Here is a 16406-nt window from a genome sequence, read left to right as displayed (position 1 = left end):
CCGGCCTCGGGAGCAGGAAGTCGGCCGGGCCGACTTCCTGCTCCCGGCCGCCCCGAAGGCCGTCCCGGCGGCCGTGTCGGTGCCGAGGGCTACGGTGTCGATCATGACCGACTACGACTGGATCCACCGGGGCCCCATCGACTGGCTGGAAGGACAGGGCTACGGAGAGGACGAGACCGTCCTGGTGTACTTCCGGGGAACCACCCGGGCCGCCGTGGCCGACGGGCTGACCGCGCGGCACCGTCCGCCCTTCGCCCGGGGCGAGGAGCCGGCGCCCGGCGAGTGGGGCGTGATCGTGCACCCCATGCTCAACCCGTCCCGCAACGACTACGACGACATCGACTACCGCGGGCTCTGCCCCGAGGGCGCCGAACTGGTGGTGTTCGTGCCCAACCCCTGCATCGTCAAGGCCCACGGCCCCAAGGCGTACCACTACCGGGACGGCCGGATCTCCTCGTGCGTCGACTACGAGGGCGCCGAGCACGTCGGGGAGCGCTGGCCCAACGCGCTGGCCCCCCTCGTCACGGCGGCCGGGCTGGGCATCGGGGGCGAGTTCGCCGAGAGCCCGGACCACGAGCAGCGGCTCACCGCGCTGATCTGCGAGCACCTGGGCCTGCCGGCCCTGGACCGGGCCGCCATGACGGTGGACCGCGAGCTGATGGACGACTACCTGTAGGGGCCCGGCTCGTGGGGGCGTTTCCGGGCGGGACCGGTGGTGGATCGTGTACGGCACCGGCTGGATAGCATCGTCTTATGATCTCCTCCAGCGCCCGCACCACGGTCTTCGACATCGACGGCACGCTCTGCTTCGACGGGCGGACGATCGACAGCCGGATCCTCGCCGCCCTCGACGCCTGCGAGCGGGCGGGCCACCAGCTGGTCTTCGCCTCCGCCCGGCCGGTCCGCGACCTCCTGCCCGTCCTCGACGGGGCCTTCCCCACCGCCACGCTGATCGGCGGGAACGGCAGTCTGGTCTCCGTCGACGGACAGGTGCGGGCGCGGGCCGCGTTCGAAGCCGGTGAACTCGGGCGGCTGCTGGCCGAGGTCGAACGCTTCCGGGCCGGCTACCTCGCCGACGGCCCGTGGGACTACGCCTACACCGGCCCGGCCGACCACCCGATCCGCGGCCGGGTCGACCAGGGCGGCCTCGCCCGCCGGGTCGAGCTCGCCGAACTCCCCGCCGTCGTCAAGTTCCTGGTCGTCGACGCGACCGACCTGGCGGCCCTCGCCGAGGCCGGCCGCGCGCTCGGGATGACCGTCAACCACCACCTCGACGAGGCGATCATCGACTTCGCCCCGGGCACCACCAACAAGTGGGAGGCGCTGACCTCGCTGGGGATCGACGCCTACAACGCCTTCGGCAACGACATCAACGACCTCGACCTGCTGCGCAACGCGCGGCACTCCGTCCGGGTCGGCGGCCACCCGGGCCTGGACGGCGTCGCCCGCGTCACCGTCGCCGCCGAACCGGAGGCCGTCGCCGCCGAGATCTCCCGCCTGGCCGAGGCGCCCGTCCGGTAGCCGCCGGACGCCGCTTGCCACTCGGGCACGGCGAGCCGCCGGGTGCTTCCCGCGGTCGCCGCCGCCGTGCCCCATCGGGACCCGACGCCCGATCAAGGCGTGGGAACATCAGGGGAGATGACCGCCGTCCGGCCCCCGGGGGAGACCATGTCCGCGCCCGTCGATCCGGTGCCGAGCCACCGGGCGATCGAGAACCTGATCGCGCGCTACGCCGAACTCGTGGACGACGGCGACTTCGCGGGCCTCGGCGCCCTGCTCGCCGACGCCGTCTTCGTCGGCAGCGGCGAGCCGGTGCGCGGCGGCGCGGCGATCGAGGCGATGTTCCGGGAGACGGTGATCATCCACGCCGACGGGACACCGCGGACCCAGCACGTCACCACCAACGTGGCGGTCGAGGTCGACGAGCCGGCGGGGACGGCGGTCGCCCGCTCCTACGTCACCGTGCTGCAGGCACTGCCCGGGCTTCCGCTGCAGGCCGTCGCCGGGGGCCGGTACCACGACCGCTTCGCGCGCGGCGAGGACGGGCGGTGGCGGTTCACCGAGCGGCGGGTGCGGATCACCCTGGTCGGCGACGTGAGCCGCCACCTGCGGCGGTAGGGTGCCGCCGACCGGGACGACGAGGGGCGGGGCAGTGGTGCGGGAACGGTTGGCGGGTGCGGCGCGGGCCGCGCTGGGCGGCGGGCGGCGGCTGGAAGCGGTCGAGCGGCTGGCGGGCGGCAGCAAGAAGGGCGTCTACCGCCTGCGGATGGACGACGGGACGACGGCGATCGCCTACCGCTGGGACCGGACCGAGAACTACTGGCCGGCGGCCGAGGGCGACGACGACCTCGCCGACCCGTTCTCGCCCGGCCTCGGACTCGACCTGTTCGAGGCCGCGCACACGCGGCTGGACGCACTCGGCGTCCGGGTCCCGGCGCTCCGGTTCGTCGAGCGCGCCACGGACCGGGACGGCGGGGGTGCCCCGGGCACGGCCGATCCCGCGGCCGACCGCACGGCCGACCTCGCGATCGTCGAGGACGTCCCCGGCGAGAGCCTGGAGAAGCTGCTCGCCCGCGACCCGCACGCCGCCGCCCCGGTCCTGGCCCGGCTCGGCGAGGCACTGGGCGCCATGCGCGGCCACCGGGCGCCCCGCTACGGGAAGGTGGCGGTGGTCGACGGGGGAGGAGCGTCGCACGGGCCGTCGTGCGAGGGCGTCGTGCTGGACCGCGCGCTGTGCGACCTCGCCGAGGCGGCCGCGCGCGACCCCCGGATCGCGGCGGCCCGGGACCGGTGCGCGGACCGGCTGCGGGCCCTGGCGGCAGCGGTGCGCCCGCGCGCCGAGTACCCGGTGGTGCACGGCGAACTCGGGCCCGACCACGTACTGGTGGACGCGGACGGCCGCCCGGTGCTGATCGACATCGAGGGCACGATGTACTTCGACGTCGAGTGGGAGCACGTCTTCCTGCGGATCCGCCTGCCCCGGGCCGACTACCGGCCGCTGGCGGCGGACGGCCTCGACGAGGACCGGCTCGCCCTCTACGCACTGGCCCAGCGCCTCTCGCTGACGGCGGGACCGCTGCGCCTGCTCGACGGGCCCTTCCCGGCCCGCGAGGCGATGGCCGCCATCGCCGAGCACAACCTGCGCCAGGCCCTGCGCCTGCTCGGCGACTGAGGCCGGGTGGGGCGGATGGACCCGTGGACGGCAGACCCCCGGACCGCTCTCGCCGAGGCGGGCCTGGACGAGTAGGTCCGGTGTCGGGCAGTGGTCGTAGGCGATCAGTGGGCGGGCGACGGTGCGGCCGCTGTGCTGTTCGGGGCCGAGTCGGCGCTTGACGGACTCGATCAGGACTTCAGGGAATGCTTGCCGGGCCATGGCGTGAGGCTGCGGTAGGACGGTCGCAGGCAGGCCAGCCGGCCGGGCCGCAGAGCAGGTGCGGCTTCAAGTCCCGGAACCAGCGCGAGCGCGAGCGGCTGTAGCCGGCTCGTCCGGCCGGTGCCGAGCGCCGGGAGTGTCGTGGGAGGCGGGCCGGTGGGGCAGACCCGGGAACATGCCCTGTACGTGGGCGCGGGCGAAGCGGATCCGGCGGCGCGTCGCCGGCTGGACGGCCTCCCGGGGCGGACCTGATCGCGGGGCGGGTCGCGATCAGGTCCGTCCCGGCCGGTCAGCCGGTGAGCTGGGCCTGGAAGACGGCGCTGTTGAAGTACGCCCGGGCCTCGCGGATGAGGCCGGTGTCGTCCAGCTCGTAGACGTTGATGCCGGACCAGTTGACCGGTTTGCCGTCCAGGGCCACGGCCGCGCCCCGCCAGGAGACGGCGACGTGGCTGCCGACGGTGTGCGCCTCCAGCGGCGTCAGCCCGAGGAAGGGGCGGAAGCCGGGCAGGACGGAGGAGATGAAGGCGTGGATCGCGGGGCGGCCGGTGATCGGCGGCGCGCCGACCGGGTCGTGGAAGACGCCGTCCTCGGCGAAGGACCCCGCCCAGGCGTCGGCGTCGCCTTCCTGGGAGGCGCGGAAGAACTGGAGGACGGCGGGCGGCATGGCCGGGAACGTCATGGGAACTCCTTCGGGATGCGGTGACACGGTGACGTGGTGGTTTGGTGGAAGCGGTTGGAAGCGGCTCAGCGACCGGCCCCGGCCCTGACCCCGGTCCGCAGGGCGGCCAGGGCGGCGGCCGCGGTGAGCGCGACGAGGCCGCACACCCCCGGCCAGCCGAGCTGGGCGTGGAGGCGGATGCCGAGCCAGGAGCCGGCGCTGCCGCCGAGGAACGAGCAGGTCATGTAGGCGGTGTTGAGCCGGCTGCGGGCCTCCGGGCGCAGTGCGAAGATCCGGGCCTGGTTGGCGACCTGGCCGCACTGCACGGCCAGGTCCAGCAGCAGGAGGCCGGCGGCCAGTGCGACGAGGCCCGTCGCGCCGCCGGTGCCGCCGGCGGCGAGTACCGCGGCCGCGGCGAGGGTGGCGCCGGTGCACCAGGCGTTGACCCGGTCCGGGCCGTGCCGGTCGACCCGGCGGCCGGCGGCCGGGGCGCAGAACATGCTCGCCGCCCCGATCAGGGCCAGCAGGCCGAGGGCCTGGGCGCCGAGCCGGTAGGACGGGCCGGTCAGCAGCAGGGCGAGCGCGGTCCAGGTGGCGCTGAAGCCGCCGAAGAGCGCGGCCTGGCCGAGTGCGGAGCGGCGCAGGGTGGGTTCGGTGCGCAGCAGCCGGACGGTGTCGGCGAGCAGGGCCGGGTACCGGTCGCGGACGGCGGGCGGGGTGGCGGGCAGGGCCAGGCCGAGGGCGAGGGCGAGCAGCGCGGTGAGGGCGGCGGCGGCCAGGTAGGGGGCGCGCCAGCCGAGTTGTTCGCCGAGGACGCCGCCGAAGGTGCGGGCCAGCAGGATGCCGCCGATCAGGCCGCCCTGGAGGGTGCCGATCACGGCGCCGCGCCGGTCGGGTGCGACCAGGCCGGCGGCCAGCGGGATGAGCAGCTGGGGGACCACCGTGGCGAGGCCGACGACCGCGCCGGCCGCGACCAGCGGGCCGGCGGCCGGGGCGAGCCCGGCGGCCAGCAGCGCGCAGGCCGTCACGACCAGGAGCACGGTGATCAGCGGGCGGCGGGGGAGCCGGTCGCCGAGCGGGACGAGCAGGAAGATCCCTGCGGCGTAGCCGAGTTGGGTGACCGTGGCGAGGTTCGCCGCGGTGCCCGGTGCGATGCCGAGGCCGTCGGCGACGAGCGGGGTGAGGGCCTGCGGGAAGTAGACGTTGGCCACGCTGACGCCGCAGGCCAGCGCCATCACCAGGGGCAGCCGCCGGCCCTCGGCGGCGGGCCGGGATACGGGTTCCGGTGGCAGCGTCGCGGGCGGCGTGGGCCCGGGTGGCCCGGGTGGCGCGGGGGCCGTGCGTGGCTCGGGCTCGGGCAGGACAGCCGGATCGATCCGGGGCATCGTGACTCCAACCGAACGAACTAGATGGTTCGAATGCTCGCCGTGAGCGTGCCAGACCGCCGCGGGATCGTCAAACGAACCGGTTCGTTACCATCGGCCCATGGCGTACGACTCGACGGCAACCAAAGAGCGGATCCTCACGGCGGCGGCCACCGAATTCGCCGCGTACGGCGTGGCCGGCGCCCGCGTGGACCGCATCGCCGCCCAGGCCCAGGCCAACAAGCGGGCGATCTACGACTACTTCGGCGACAAGAACAGGCTCTTCGCCGCCGTCCTGGAGCGCCTCATGGCCGACCTCGCCCAGGCCGTCCCGCCCGGCGACGAGGACCTGGCGGCGTACGCCGAGCGGCTCTTCGACTACCACCGCGCCCACCCGGAGGCCCTGCGGCTGCTGCTCTGGGAGGCCCTCGAACTCGGCGACCAGCCCGTTCCGGGGGAAGCGGACCGGACCCGCCACTACCAGGACAAGATCCGGGCGGCGCGGCCGGCGGGCAGCGGCGACGACGGCGACAGCGGCGGTGACGGCGACGACGCCCGCGCGCGACTGTTCCTCACGCTCGGCATGGTCGGCTGGAGCCTCGCCATGCCCCAGCTCCGCCGCATGATCCTCGGCCCCGACCACACCCTCGACGGACTGCGCACCGAGATCGCCGCCGCCGTCCGGGCGCTGCCGACCGCCGGAGGCGGGCTCCCCGAGCAGTCGTGACCCCCGCCGTGCGGTCGGCCCGTCCTTTGCGGAAGAGCGTGGAAGGACGCGGAAAGTCGGCGGGTCCGACTTTCCACTCCCGGCGGACCGCGGGCGAATGCCGCGCCGGGCATTGTCCTCGGTTCGGGGGATTTGCGGCGGGATTTCTGACATGGACAGGGCGGTGGGGGAATTCATGGCCCGGAAGGGTGCCGTAACCGATGTGCGCCCTCGGAAGGGAGAACAGTCATGCGTCGTCGGATTGCCGCGGTCGGGATGCTGGCCGCCGCCGGAGTGCTCGCACTCGCCGTGCCCGCACAGGCGGCTACGGGGGTTCTGGTGGTGAACGGTGTGACGCACCAGAATCCGGCGCGGGGGTGCTACCCGACCGTGTCGCCGGTGGTCGTCGAGAACCTCACGAACGTGACGGTCGACGTGTATTCCGCGCCGAACTGTCAGGGGACGGTGACGCGGGAGGTGGCAGCCGGGATGACCGCGGCGACGGTCGGGTTCAGCTACTTCGTCAACTGAGGCACTTCGTCAACTGAGGTACGTCGTCAACTGAGGCACTCCGTCAACTGAGGCCGGCCCGCCGGCCGCGCGACGGAAAGGGGCCGGGGCGGTGCTCCGTACGGAACACCGCCCCGGCCCTCACGTCGCTCGGTGGGTCAGTTCGACTGGTAGAAGCCGAGCAGGTCGACCAGCAGGTCGGCGTCCGACCAGCTCTGGTTCCAGAAGTCGATGATGCCGCCCTTGCCGCCCGGGGTCTGCGCGAGGTTCGGGACGGTCGCGCCGGCCGTCCAGTTCAGCGTCGAGGAGACCGGGCGCTGCGGGACGACCGCGGTGCCGTTCCGGTAGGCGGACCAGTAGTTCGGGTCGGTGTCGACCGAGAGGAAGCCGGCCCCGGCGGTGTTGGTGACAGTGGTGTTCAGCACCCAGCCCTCGACCTGCGGGGAGGTGGTGTCGCCCTCCATCCCCAGCGCGAAGAAGCTGCGGCCCGGCATCGGGGCGCCCGTCCGGTCGGGGGTGGTCTCGCGGGTGTCGAGGACGCGCTCCGGCGACACGAGCGGGACCAGGGCGGACCGGCTGGCGGGGCTGTAGTAGCCGACCACGTCGACCACCGCGTCCGTCGGGAGCCAGCTGCCGTTGCGGACGGTGATCTTGCCGTCCTGGCCGACCGGCACGATCACCGCGTTGGCCACCGTCTGGCCGGCGGTGAAGTTCACGTTGGAGGTGGTCGGGACGGCCTGCCCGGTCGGGTAGGCGATCAGGTGGCCGTCCGCCTGCGGGTTGGTGACCGTCAGGTTGAGCGCCACGGCGGTGACGCCCGACGGCACCCCGTTGCGGCCGGCGACGGCGACGTCGAAGCCCGACGTCGCGGGGACCTTGCCCTGGGCCGTGCCGATGCCCTCACGGGTGTCGACGATGCGGGTCTGCGGCACCGACTTGTAGCCGCTGGCGGTGGTGGGCGTGAAGTAGCCGGTGACGTCGGCGAGCAGGTCGACCGGGGCCCAGTCCGAGTTGAACAGGTACACGTAGCCGTCCGGACCGACCGAGGCGACCACCAGGTTCGGAACGGTCTGGCCGGGGACGAAGTTGAGGCTCGACGTCGTGGCGTTCTGGGCCAGGTCCTGGCTGGGCGCCACCGAGATGTGGCCGGAGCCCGAGGTGTTGGTGACGGTGACGTTGAGGACCACCGCGGCGACCCCGGCCGGGATCTGGGCGGCGCCGTCGATCTTCAGGGCCACGGTGCCGCGGGCGGGGACCTTGGCCTTGGCGGCGCCGATGCCCTCCCGGGTGTCCAGCAGGCGGGTGGGGGTGTGCGGCGTGAACTCGGCGCCGGCGGTGACGACCTGGACCTGGTTCTTGGCGACCACCGTCCCGCTCGTGAGCGTGACCGTGATGTCGAAGGCGCCGACGGTCTTGTACTGGTGGATGTCGACGTGCGGGTTGGCGACGCCGGCGGTGAGGGCGACGGGGTAGGAGCTCGTGGTCCCGTCGCCCCAGGAGATGGTGAGGTTGCCCGTGGTGGTCTCGCTGGACGAGAGCGTGGTCTTGAGGCTGAAGCCGTGAGCGCTGAAGGCCGTGGCCTGCAGGTCGACACCGAGGTTGGCGGCGCTCTGCGCGGCGGGCGCGTCCTGCGCGGGCGCACCCTGTGCCGGGGCCGCCGCCCGCTCGCCGGCCTTCGACGAGACGACCGTGCGGTCGGCGGAGCTGTTGAAGGTCTTGCCCGGGAGCTTCTTCGTCGCGTCGAGGCCGGCGACGCCGGAGGCGGGCGAGGAGGGTGCCGCGGCGGGAGCGGCCGCCTGGGCGATTCCGGACGAGGTGAGACCGACACCGGCCGCCACGAGGGCAGCGAGAACCACAAGTCGGCGATTGCGCACCGATTCCCCCACAGTTTCATCAAATGCCGAACGGATTCGACACAGTTCGAATGTGTGTTCAGCGTACAGGTCGTGCGCAGGTCATGGGACCGGGTTTTTCCGGGGCGTTCGACGGTCACTCGACGGGGCGTTCGACGGTCGCTCGACGGGGCGTTCGACCCGTGGGCGATTTACGGCCCATGGATGATTTAGGAATTGACGCCGCATTTGCGCGGTCCGGGGTACGGAGTCGGAAAACACGGGAAGGCCCCGGTTCGTACAAAGGCACCGCGGAACGATCCCCGGAAGACACCCCAGGAGGTCCGATGCAGATCCCCGGTCCCGAGCCGAGAGCGGACGGCGGGGTGGGCGCCATCGCGCGGGCGGGCGGGTTGCACGACTACCAACTGTGGCTGCACGCCGAGTACGGGCCCGTCGTGCGGTTCCAACTGCCGGGGGCCGAGACCGCGGTGTCGATCGCCGACCCGGTGCTGCTGGAGGCCGTGGCCCACCTCGACGAGCGCCCGCCGGGGCTGTTCTCGTTCCTGGACCCGCTGTTCGAGGCGGGCAACCTCCAGGTGCTCCCGGCCGGGGAGCACGGCCCGTGGCGCCGGCTGCTGCTCACCGTCCTGGCCGGACGGCCCTCGCACGAACGGCACTTCGCCCGCTTCACCGCCCTGGCGGCCGGGCTCGCCGACCGCTGGGCCGCCTTGCCCGCCGGTCAGGCCGTCGAGCTCCAGCGGGAACTCACCGGGCTCTCCCTCCGGATGATCTGCGGCTACGCCCTGGACGGCGGGACGGACGACCCGGACGGGGGGATCGAGGACCCGGAGGGTGTGGTCGAGGCCTTCGAGGCGGTGCTCACCGACCAGTTGGAGCGCCTCTACCGGGTGCCGTCCGAGCAGCCCCCGGAGCAGCGCGCCGAACGGGCCGCCCGGGCGCTCGCCCGACTGCGGGCGACGGTCGACCGGGTGATCGCCGCGCACCACCGGGGCCACCCCGGTGACCGGAGCGGCGGCGGCCGCAGCGGTGAGGACCGCAGCGACCTGATCGGCGCCCTCGTCGAGGCGGGGGAGAATCCCGCGCGGATCCGCGACACCGTCCTCGCGGTGATGCTGGCCGCCCACCACACCACGGGCGTCGCCGTCTCCTGGACCCTGCACCTGCTCGCCGCCCACCCGGCGGCGGCCGCGCGCGTCACCGAGGAGCTCGACCGCGTCCTCGGCGACCGCCCGGTGCCCGACCACGCCGACCTGCGCCGGCTGCCGTACCTGGGGATGGTCCTGCGCGAGTCCCTGCGCCGGTACCCGCCCGGCCCGTACGGCGCCCGGCTGACCACCGGGCCGCTGGCCGTCGGCGGGTACGCCGTCCCCGCCGGGGCGGTGGTCTTCCTCCCGATCCGGGCCGTCCACCTGAACCCCGCCTACTGGCCCGAGCCGGAGCGGTTCCGGCCCGAGCGGTTCACCCCCGAGGAGTCGGCGGGGCGGCCCCGGCTGGCCTGGATCCCGTTCGGACTGGGGCCGCGCGCCTGCGAGGGGGAGGGCCTGGCCGTGGTGGAGGCCCAGGTGCTGCTGGCCGTGCTGCTCAAGCGGCTGCGCTTCCGGCCGGAGCCGGGCCACCGGGTGGTCCCGGTCGAGCGGTTCGTGCTCTGGGCCGCCGACGGCATCCGCATGCTGGTCGAGCCGCGGGCCGCGGCGGGCGAGCCCGCCCGCTGAACGGGCCCCGCTGAACGGCCCCGCGGAACCGGTCTGGCGGGAAACCCTATCGCGATATATCGTGAGTTCCTGTCCGCGCCGCTGACCCCAACGCGCGAAGACCATCGCCGAGTTCAGGACGGGAAGTATGCCGGGAGAGATCGTGCCCGCCGCAGGGAAGCAGGCCGCCCGCGGCCAGGAGTCCGCGATGCGGGCCTCCCACGCCGACCGGGACCGGGTGGCCGAGCTGCTGCGCATCGCGGCGGGCGACGGCCGGCTGACCTCGGAGGAGCTGGACGAGCGCCTGGAGGCCGCCCTGTCCGCGCGGACGATCGGCGACCTGGCCGGACTCACCACCGACCTGCCGCCCGTCTCGCTCGCCCCCGGCGGGGTGGTGGCGGAGGTCAAGGACGTCCTGACGATCGACCAGCGGTGGAGCCGGGTCAGGCGGGAGGGGCGCTGGGTGGTGCCGCGCCGCCTGGAGCTCTTCGTGGAGTGGTGCGACGTGACGCTCGACTTCACCGAGGCGGTGATCACGCAGGACACCCTGCAGATCGACCTGGACATGGAGGGCAAGACCCTGACCCTGATCACCGGGCCGGGCATCGTGGTCGACGCCGACGGCCTGGCCCTGGAGTTCAGCCGGATCAGGAACCGCCGGGCGCCGGACCACGGTGCGCCGGTCACGCTGCGGATCGAACTGGTCGGCAGGAAGCGCCACGGCCGCGTGGTCGTGCGCCGGCCCCGGAGGACGGCCGGACAGTGGCTGCTCAGGAAGCCCCTGGCCCTGCCGCCCGGCGACTGACGGTCCGTCATGGCGGCGGAGGCGGTTTCGTGTCGTACGCCGCAACCGTCGAGCTCCGGCCCCGACCTCCCCTACCCTTCCTCCATGCTCTCTGTGGTGGTCGCCCCCTGGGCGGGAAAAGCGGAGCCGGTGTTCGTCCACAATCCGGACGAACTTCACGACGCCGCCAGCACGATGAAGGTCGCGGTGCTCGCCGCGCTCTGCCGCGGCGGGGCGAACCTCGACGCCGAGGTGCCGGTGGTGAACCGCTTCGAGTCCGTCGTGGGCGGCGAGTTCGGCAACGACCCGGACTGGGACAGCGATCCGCTGCCCTGGGAACTGGTCGGCACCCACGTGCCGCTCCGGCTGCTCGCCGAGCGGATGATCACCCACTCCTCCAACCTGGCCACCAACATCTGCCTGGCCCGCACCACCCAGCAGGCCGTCACCGAGGTGTGGCGCCGCGCCGGTGCCACCCACAGCTCCACCCCGCGCGGGATCGAGGACTACGCGGCGCGCGCCCAGGGCGTGCACAACCGGGTGACGGCCCGCGACCTGGTCCGGCTGCTGCGCTCGCTCGCCGGGGAGCCCGAACTCCTCGCCCTCCTCGAGTGCAACGAGTTCCGGGTGGACCTGGCCGCCGGCCTCCCCTCCAACACCCGGATCGCCTTCAAGAACGGCTGGGTCCCAGGCGCCCGGCTCGGCGTCGGCCTCGTCCAGCCGGCCGACTGCCCGCCCTACCTGATCGCCGTCTGCTACACCGGCCCGCTCGCCGACGGCACGGACCGCACCGACCCGGCGGCCCGCCTGCTCGCCCGCGTCTCCAAGGCGGTGTGGGACCGCCGGGACCAGATCAGCCGCCCGGCGCCGGTGGCCCGTCCGGTGCCCTCGGCCGGTCCTGCGCCGCTCCGCTCGGCGGGCTGATCCGTACCGGCCCCGCGCGGCCGGTGGGTTCGCCGCGCTCCCCGTCGGGCTGCGGACCGCCCCCGTTCTGGTGTTCGGCGCCAAACCGTAACCGATCGTGCGCGCATGATGATCGGTCGGTTGCGGTATCCGATTGAGGCGTCCTGCTCAAGCGGTCGGGGGTGGGCTGAAGTGTCGTCCCGTCTACGCATACTCGCCCGGTGGGTCACGGCGACCGCCGTCGCCGCGGCCTACGTCGCGCTGCACCTGCTGGTCAACGTCGGCACGGGGGTGGATGTCGAGGCCAGCAGGGCCGGTGCCCTCTGGTGCGGGGCGATCGCCCTGGCTTTGCTCGGGCCCGCCCTGTGGCTGCGGCACCGGCGCCGGTCCGGGGTCGCCGAACTCGTCGGGCTCGTCGACCGCTTCGGCGCGCGACAGCCACGGTGGCGGCGGGCCGTCCGGATCGCCAACGGCGCCGGGTACCTGCTGTTCGGGGGCGGCACCGCTGCCGTCGCCGTCTCGGAGCGGGGCGAGGGCATGGGCCTGACGGTGTCGTTCGGGGTGCTGGTCGGCGGAGTGGCGGCCGGGGCGGCGGGACTGCTGATCCTGCGCCGCACCCGCCCGCTCGCCGCCCGCGGGGCGGCCCAGGCCCTGTTGCGGGACGGGCGCAGGCCGGTGCTCTACCTGCGCAGCTTCGACGACGACGCGACCGCCGCCCGGGTGGACGACGGGGCGGAGATCAACCTCCACAGCCGGGAGGAGCAGTTCGCCGCCGCGCTGGGTGCCGTCGGACCGGTGATCGCGGTGGGGCGGCCGGGGGAACCCCTGCCCCTCCTGGGCGCGGCCCGGTTCTACCTGCCGCTCGACGACTGGCAGGGCACCGTGCGGCGGCTGATGGACCTGTCCCAGCTGATCGTCCTGCGCCTGGGGAAGGGCGAGGGGCTGCGCTGGGAGATCGGCGAGGCGCGGGCCACCCAGCCGCCGGGGAAGCTCGTCCTGCTGGCCCCGCGCGGACTGTCCGAGCTGGCCGACCAGTTGAACGAGGGCCTGCCCACCCCGGTGCTGCCGAGGGAGGCGGTCACGGGTGAGCACTGGATCGGCGCCGTGATCGCCTTCGACGGCCACTGGACGCCCCGGGTGTTCCCGGTGGTGGAACGCAAGGGACCGTGGGCGTGGATGGAGCGGGTGGGCCTCTCCACGCCGCAGACGCCCACGGTGCACCTGGCCCACGCCATCCGGACGGCCCTGGCGGCCACCGGGTGGCGGCCCCGGCGGACGATGACCTGGCGGGCCCAACTCGCGACGAGGAAGGCGGACTTGACGGGCGTGGGGTTGGCCGTCGCGCTGACCCTGCCGGGCTGGCTCGGCTACCGGGTGCTGCAGCTGGCCGGTCTGTGGTGAATCGGTGACCCGACAGGAAGAGGGGGAAGCGTGGACAGGTCGAAGCAGCACAGGGCCGTGGTCGGATGGGGTGCCGCGGCGTCGCTGCTGATCCTCGCGATGGTGGCGGGGGACATACTGCTCGCCGCGGCCGACTGGCGCGTCTACCTGGTCGTCCAGGACGCCTTCGCGGGCAGGGCGACGGAGGCGGAGTTCACGGCGGCCGCCGACTTCTGGGACTCCGTCAGGGGGCCGCGGTGGTTCCTGTTGCTCGTCCCGGTCTACGCGGTGTTCGCCGTGTGGATGTGGCGGGCCCGGCTCAACGCCGAGGCGCTGGGCGGCCCGGGCAGCCAGCGCCGGGCGCGGGCCTGGGTGCTCGCGGGCTGGATCACCCCGGTGGCGAACCTCTGGGTGCCGTACCAGGTCGTCTCGGACGTCTGGAAGGCGAGTGCGCCCGGGCGGCCGGCTCCCCGGGCGCGGCTCGCCGTGTGGTGGGGAGCGCTGCTGGTCGGAACCTACGTGGGCAACGGGTACGTGAACCTGCTCAAGGACGAGTTCGACACGGTCGACGACCTGCGCCGGCTCGTGACCCTGTCCACCACCAGCGCGGTGCTCGACGTGGTCGCCGGAGCGATCATCCTCCATGTCATCCACCGCGTCAGTACCTGGCAGACCCAGCGGCGCGCCGAAGCGCGCCGCTGAATCCGCCGGCCGTCAGTACGGCTGCACGAGGACGTGCGCCGCGCCGGGGATGCCGACCTTGAGCAGCTCGTCCTCCTCCGGCGTGGTCGCGGTGCCCGTCTCCTGCTTGAGGACGGCCCGGGACAGGGCCTGGACCCACATGGCGCGCGGGCGGCGGCGGGCCTCCCAGGCGGCGAGGGCGGCCGGGACGGTGTCCTCCGCGTCCAGGCTCTGGGCGAGCACGAGCGCGTCCTCGACGGCCATCGCGGCGCCCTGGGCGAGGTGCGGGGTGGAGGCGTGGGCGGCGTCGCCGGCCAGGACGATCCGGCCGACGTGCCAGGGCTCCTCGACGGTGACCTGGGAGATCCGCGAGTAGACCACGGCGGCCGGGTCGGTGATCTGCGCCAGCGCCTCGGCGATCGGGCCGCCGAAGCCGGCCAGCCGCTCGCGCAGCTGCTCGTGGGCGCGTTCCGGGTCGGGGCGGAAGTCCTCGGCTTCGGCGAAGACCGAGCCCAGGTACATCTGCTCCGCGCTGATCGGGGTGAGCAGCGCCTTCGCGTTCAGGTTGCCGGAGGACATCACCACGCCCCGCACCTCGGGCGAACGCGGGACGGTCACACGCCAGTTGGCGAAGCCGGTGTACTCGGGGGCGTACTTCTCGCCGTACAGGTGGCGGCGCAGCGGCGAGCCGATGCCGTCGAAGCCGACGACCAGGTCGTAGCGGCCGACCTGCCCGTCGGTGAGGGCGGCCTCGATGCCGTGGGCGTCCTCGCGCAGGGTGCCGATGGTGGTGCCGAAGCGGAGGGTGGCGCCCGCCTTGACGGCGGCGTCGGCGAGGACGCGGGCCAGCGCGGGGCGCGGGATGCCGTTGTTGGAGGGGGCGTCGCCCATCCGGGGCTGCGGGATCTTCGCGAGGGTGGCGCCGGCCGGGTCGCAGATGGTCAGCACCTCCCACTCGAAGCCGGCGGCGAGGCAGTCGTTCAGGACGCCGATCTCGCGCATCACGTGCAGGGCGTTGGACGGCTGGATGATGCCGACGCCGAGGGCCTCCAACTGCTCGCGCAGCTCGGCGACGTCGACCTGATGGCCGCGCTCGGCGAGGGCGGTCGCGAGGGTGAGGCCGCCGATGCCGCCGCCGTTGACGAGGACGCGCAGGGGTCTGTTCATGAGGGGGGCTCCGAAAGGAAGTTCACAGGAGGTGCGGGGGTGCGGGGGCGGTGCGGGGCCCGGCCGGAGCCGGTCCGGCCGAGCGGGCACGGCGGTCGAGGGGAAGGGTCGGCCGGGATGTCGGTCCGGCCGGGGCCGGTTCAGCCGACGGGTGCGGCGGCGAGCTCCATCAGGTGGTCGACCAGGGCGAGCAGCAGGTCCCGTCCGAAGGCGCGCTCGCGCACGTCCCCGAGCAGCATCGGCACCTGCGGGTCGAGGTCGAGCGCGGCCCGGATCTCGTCGGGGGTGCGGGTGTTGGTGTTGTGGAAGCAGTTGATCGCGACCACGAACGGGATGCCCCGGCTCTCGAAGAAGTCGATGGAGGCGAAGCTGGTCTCCAGCCGGCGGGTGTCGGCGATGACGATCCCGCCGAGGGCGCCGTTGACCAGGTCGTTCCACATGAACCAGAAGCGCTCCTGGCCGGGCGTGCCGAACAGGTAGACGACCAGCTCGGGGCTGACCGTGATCCGGCCGAAGTCGAGGGCGACGGTGGTGGTGGTCTTCTGGTCGACGCCGGCCAGGTCGTCGACGCCGACGCTGGCCCGGGTCAGGTACTCCTCGGTGCGCAGCGGGGCGACCTCGCTGACCGAGCCGACCAGGGTGGTCTTGCCCACGCCGAAGCCGCCCGCGATCAGGATCTTGACGGCGGCCGGGGCGGCCGGGGCGGCGGGGGCGTCGGTGGCGGAGTGGGGGGTTGCCATGTTCAGAGTCTCCGGAGTCCTTCGCGTACGGCCGTGAGCAGGCCGAGGTCCACGCCGCCGGCGGCCCGGGCCACCGACAGCGGCGCCCGGGCCTTCAGCAGGCCCTGGGCGACCAGGTCGCCCAGCAGGATCTTGGTGACCGAGACCGGGAGGTCCAGGCCCGCCGACACCTCGGCGACGGCGATCGGGCGCCGGCAGCGTTCGAGGATCAGCCGGTGCTCGGGCTGGAGGCCGCGGGCACCGGCGCGGCTGCCCCGTGCCAGGGCGGCGTCGGCCTCCTCCTCGACCGTGGTGAGCACGGTGATGAGGGTGAGGTCGTCGCGCTCGGGCGCGGTCCGGCCGCGGGTGATCGTGTACGGGCGCACCATGCTGCCCGTCTCCTCCTCCGCGTCGTCCTCCAGCTCGCTCCAGTGCGGCACGGTGCCGCGCCGCCAGGAGTCGTCCCAGTCGGACTGCCGGCCCGAGGCCGGGCCGGACGGAGAGCCGGGCTGCGGGCCGGGCTGCGAACCGGAGGCCGGACCGGGTCGCGGGTCGGCCTGCCGGCCGTCGTCGCGGCCGTCCCCCCAGGCGTCGTTCCCGTACGGTTCCACCCT

At 74.0% G+C, this 16406-nt stretch carries 17 protein-coding genes; 11 read left to right on the top strand and 6 right to left on the bottom strand.

What is annotated here, in order from left to right; all coding sequences use genetic code 11:
• The 4 genes from ACWDCZ_RS29105 to ACWDCZ_RS29090 all read left to right on the top strand — a co-directional run.
• Positions 1 to 676: hypothetical protein (locus ACWDCZ_RS29105; protein WP_449817386.1), on the top strand; the 676-nt coding region annotated here is incomplete at its 5' end.
• Between the two features lie 77 nt (positions 677 to 753).
• The gene (locus ACWDCZ_RS29100; protein ID WP_449817385.1) at positions 754 to 1521 is read left to right on the top strand and encodes an HAD hydrolase family protein; all 768 of its coding nucleotides are present in this window, start codon (positions 754 to 756) and stop codon (positions 1519 to 1521) included.
• Positions 1522 to 1668: 147 nt separating this feature from the next.
• Positions 1669 to 2118 carry a nuclear transport factor 2 family protein gene (locus ACWDCZ_RS29095; RefSeq protein ID WP_449817387.1) on the top strand — a complete coding sequence of 150 codons (450 nt, stop codon included), beginning with the start codon at positions 1669 to 1671 and terminating at the stop codon, positions 2116 to 2118.
• Positions 2119 to 2152: 34 nt separating this feature from the next.
• On the top strand, positions 2153 to 3172 hold the full coding sequence (locus ACWDCZ_RS29090; RefSeq protein ID WP_449817384.1) for a phosphotransferase: 1020 nt from the start codon (positions 2153 to 2155) through the stop codon (positions 3170 to 3172).
• A gap of 490 nt (positions 3173 to 3662) precedes the next feature.
• Here ACWDCZ_RS29090 and ACWDCZ_RS29085 read toward each other — a convergent pair whose 3' ends face one another.
• Positions 3663 to 4052, bottom strand: a complete 390-nt coding sequence (locus ACWDCZ_RS29085) for a nuclear transport factor 2 family protein (protein WP_049655217.1) — start codon at positions 4050 to 4052, stop codon at positions 3663 to 3665.
• Between the two features lie 65 nt (positions 4053 to 4117).
• Positions 4118 to 5266 carry an MFS transporter gene (locus ACWDCZ_RS29080; protein ID WP_380740988.1) on the bottom strand — a complete coding sequence of 383 codons (1149 nt, stop codon included), beginning with the start codon at positions 5264 to 5266 and terminating at the stop codon, positions 4118 to 4120.
• A gap of 250 nt (positions 5267 to 5516) precedes the next feature.
• Here ACWDCZ_RS29080 and ACWDCZ_RS29075 point away from each other — a divergent pair, with 250 nt between their 5' ends.
• Both ACWDCZ_RS29075 and ACWDCZ_RS29070 read left to right on the top strand, forming a co-directional pair.
• Entirely contained in the window at positions 5517 to 6122 is a 606-nt protein-coding gene (locus tag ACWDCZ_RS29075) for a TetR family transcriptional regulator (RefSeq protein ID WP_449812072.1), read from the top strand.
• Positions 6123 to 6350: 228 nt separating this feature from the next.
• Entirely contained in the window at positions 6351 to 6632 is a 282-nt protein-coding gene (locus tag ACWDCZ_RS29070; protein WP_049654447.1) for a hypothetical protein, read from the top strand.
• A 137-nt stretch (positions 6633 to 6769) separates the two neighbouring features.
• Here the strand turns inward: ACWDCZ_RS29070 and ACWDCZ_RS29065 are convergent, their stop codons facing one another.
• Positions 6770 to 8449, bottom strand: coding sequence for a hypothetical protein (locus ACWDCZ_RS29065; protein ID WP_449817383.1), 1680 nt, complete (start codon positions 8447 to 8449; stop codon positions 6770 to 6772).
• Positions 8450 to 8790: 341 nt separating this feature from the next.
• Between ACWDCZ_RS29065 and ACWDCZ_RS29060 the strand changes: the two genes are divergently transcribed.
• From ACWDCZ_RS29060 to ACWDCZ_RS29040, 5 genes are all read left to right on the top strand, one after another.
• A complete protein-coding gene (locus tag ACWDCZ_RS29060; RefSeq protein WP_449817382.1) occupies positions 8791 to 10179 on the top strand; it encodes a cytochrome P450 in 1389 nt (462 codons plus the stop codon).
• A 127-nt stretch (positions 10180 to 10306) separates the two neighbouring features.
• Positions 10307 to 10963 (top strand): DUF1707 SHOCT-like domain-containing protein, encoded by a 657-nt coding sequence (locus tag ACWDCZ_RS29055; protein ID WP_117490708.1) that lies wholly within the window; start codon positions 10307 to 10309, stop codon positions 10961 to 10963.
• Between the two features lie 84 nt (positions 10964 to 11047).
• Positions 11048 to 11866 carry a serine hydrolase gene (locus ACWDCZ_RS29050; protein ID WP_049654454.1) on the top strand — a complete coding sequence of 273 codons (819 nt, stop codon included), beginning with the start codon at positions 11048 to 11050 and terminating at the stop codon, positions 11864 to 11866.
• A 171-nt stretch (positions 11867 to 12037) separates the two neighbouring features.
• A complete protein-coding gene (locus ACWDCZ_RS29045; RefSeq protein WP_449817381.1) occupies positions 12038 to 13246 on the top strand; it encodes a transferase in 1209 nt (402 codons plus the stop codon).
• 30 nt (positions 13247 to 13276) lie between these two features.
• A complete protein-coding gene (locus ACWDCZ_RS29040; RefSeq protein ID WP_416873167.1) occupies positions 13277 to 13927 on the top strand; it encodes a DUF4328 domain-containing protein in 651 nt (216 codons plus the stop codon).
• Positions 13928 to 13939: 12 nt separating this feature from the next.
• On the opposite strand, the gene ACWDCZ_RS29035 is transcribed toward ACWDCZ_RS29040, so the two are convergent.
• From ACWDCZ_RS29035 to ACWDCZ_RS29025, 3 genes are all read right to left on the bottom strand, one after another.
• Complete coding sequence (locus tag ACWDCZ_RS29035) at positions 13940 to 15073, bottom strand: FAD-dependent monooxygenase (protein ID WP_449817380.1); 1134 nt, start codon at positions 15071 to 15073, stop codon at positions 13940 to 13942.
• 140 nt (positions 15074 to 15213) lie between these two features.
• The gene (locus ACWDCZ_RS29030) at positions 15214 to 15813 is read right to left on the bottom strand and encodes a GTP-binding protein (RefSeq protein ID WP_449817379.1); all 600 of its coding nucleotides are present in this window, start codon (positions 15811 to 15813) and stop codon (positions 15214 to 15216) included.
• A 2-nt stretch (positions 15814 to 15815) separates the two neighbouring features.
• Positions 15816 to 16403 carry a DUF742 domain-containing protein gene (locus ACWDCZ_RS29025; RefSeq protein WP_449817378.1) on the bottom strand — a complete coding sequence of 196 codons (588 nt, stop codon included), beginning with the start codon at positions 16401 to 16403 and terminating at the stop codon, positions 15816 to 15818.
• Positions 16404 to 16406: the final 3 nt, after the last annotated feature.

The organism is Kitasatospora sp. NPDC001225 (genome assembly GCF_053597855.1).
Note: the sequence above shows the minus strand (reverse complement) of the source record. Positions and strands in the feature narration are given on the sequence as shown.

Excerpts from the sequence above, each read along its gene's own strand:
- ACWDCZ_RS29060 (WP_449817382.1), top strand. The coding sequence starts at position 8,791 with ATGCAGATCCCCGGTCCCGAGCCGAGAGCGGACGGCGGGGTGGGCGCC.
- ACWDCZ_RS29080 (WP_380740988.1), bottom strand. The coding sequence starts at position 5,266 with ATGGCGCTGGCCTGCGGCGTCAGCGTGGCCAACGTCTACTTCCCGCAG.
- ACWDCZ_RS29050 (WP_049654454.1), top strand. The coding sequence starts at position 11,048 with ATGCTCTCTGTGGTGGTCGCCCCCTGGGCGGGAAAAGCGGAGCCGGTG.
- ACWDCZ_RS29035 (WP_449817380.1), bottom strand. The coding sequence starts at position 15,073 with ATGAACAGACCCCTGCGCGTCCTCGTCAACGGCGGCGGCATCGGCGGC.
- ACWDCZ_RS29070 (WP_049654447.1), top strand. The coding sequence starts at position 6,351 with ATGCGTCGTCGGATTGCCGCGGTCGGGATGCTGGCCGCCGCCGGAGTG.
- ACWDCZ_RS29100 (WP_449817385.1), top strand. The coding sequence starts at position 754 with ATGATCTCCTCCAGCGCCCGCACCACGGTCTTCGACATCGACGGCACG.
- ACWDCZ_RS29030 (WP_449817379.1), bottom strand. The coding sequence starts at position 15,813 with ATGGCAACCCCCCACTCCGCCACCGACGCCCCCGCCGCCCCGGCCGCC.
- ACWDCZ_RS29075 (WP_449812072.1), top strand. The coding sequence starts at position 5,517 with ATGGCGTACGACTCGACGGCAACCAAAGAGCGGATCCTCACGGCGGCG.
- ACWDCZ_RS29055 (WP_117490708.1), top strand. The coding sequence starts at position 10,307 with ATGCCGGGAGAGATCGTGCCCGCCGCAGGGAAGCAGGCCGCCCGCGGC.
- ACWDCZ_RS29095 (WP_449817387.1), top strand. The coding sequence starts at position 1,669 with ATGTCCGCGCCCGTCGATCCGGTGCCGAGCCACCGGGCGATCGAGAAC.
- ACWDCZ_RS29085 (WP_049655217.1), bottom strand. The coding sequence starts at position 4,052 with ATGACGTTCCCGGCCATGCCGCCCGCCGTCCTCCAGTTCTTCCGCGCC.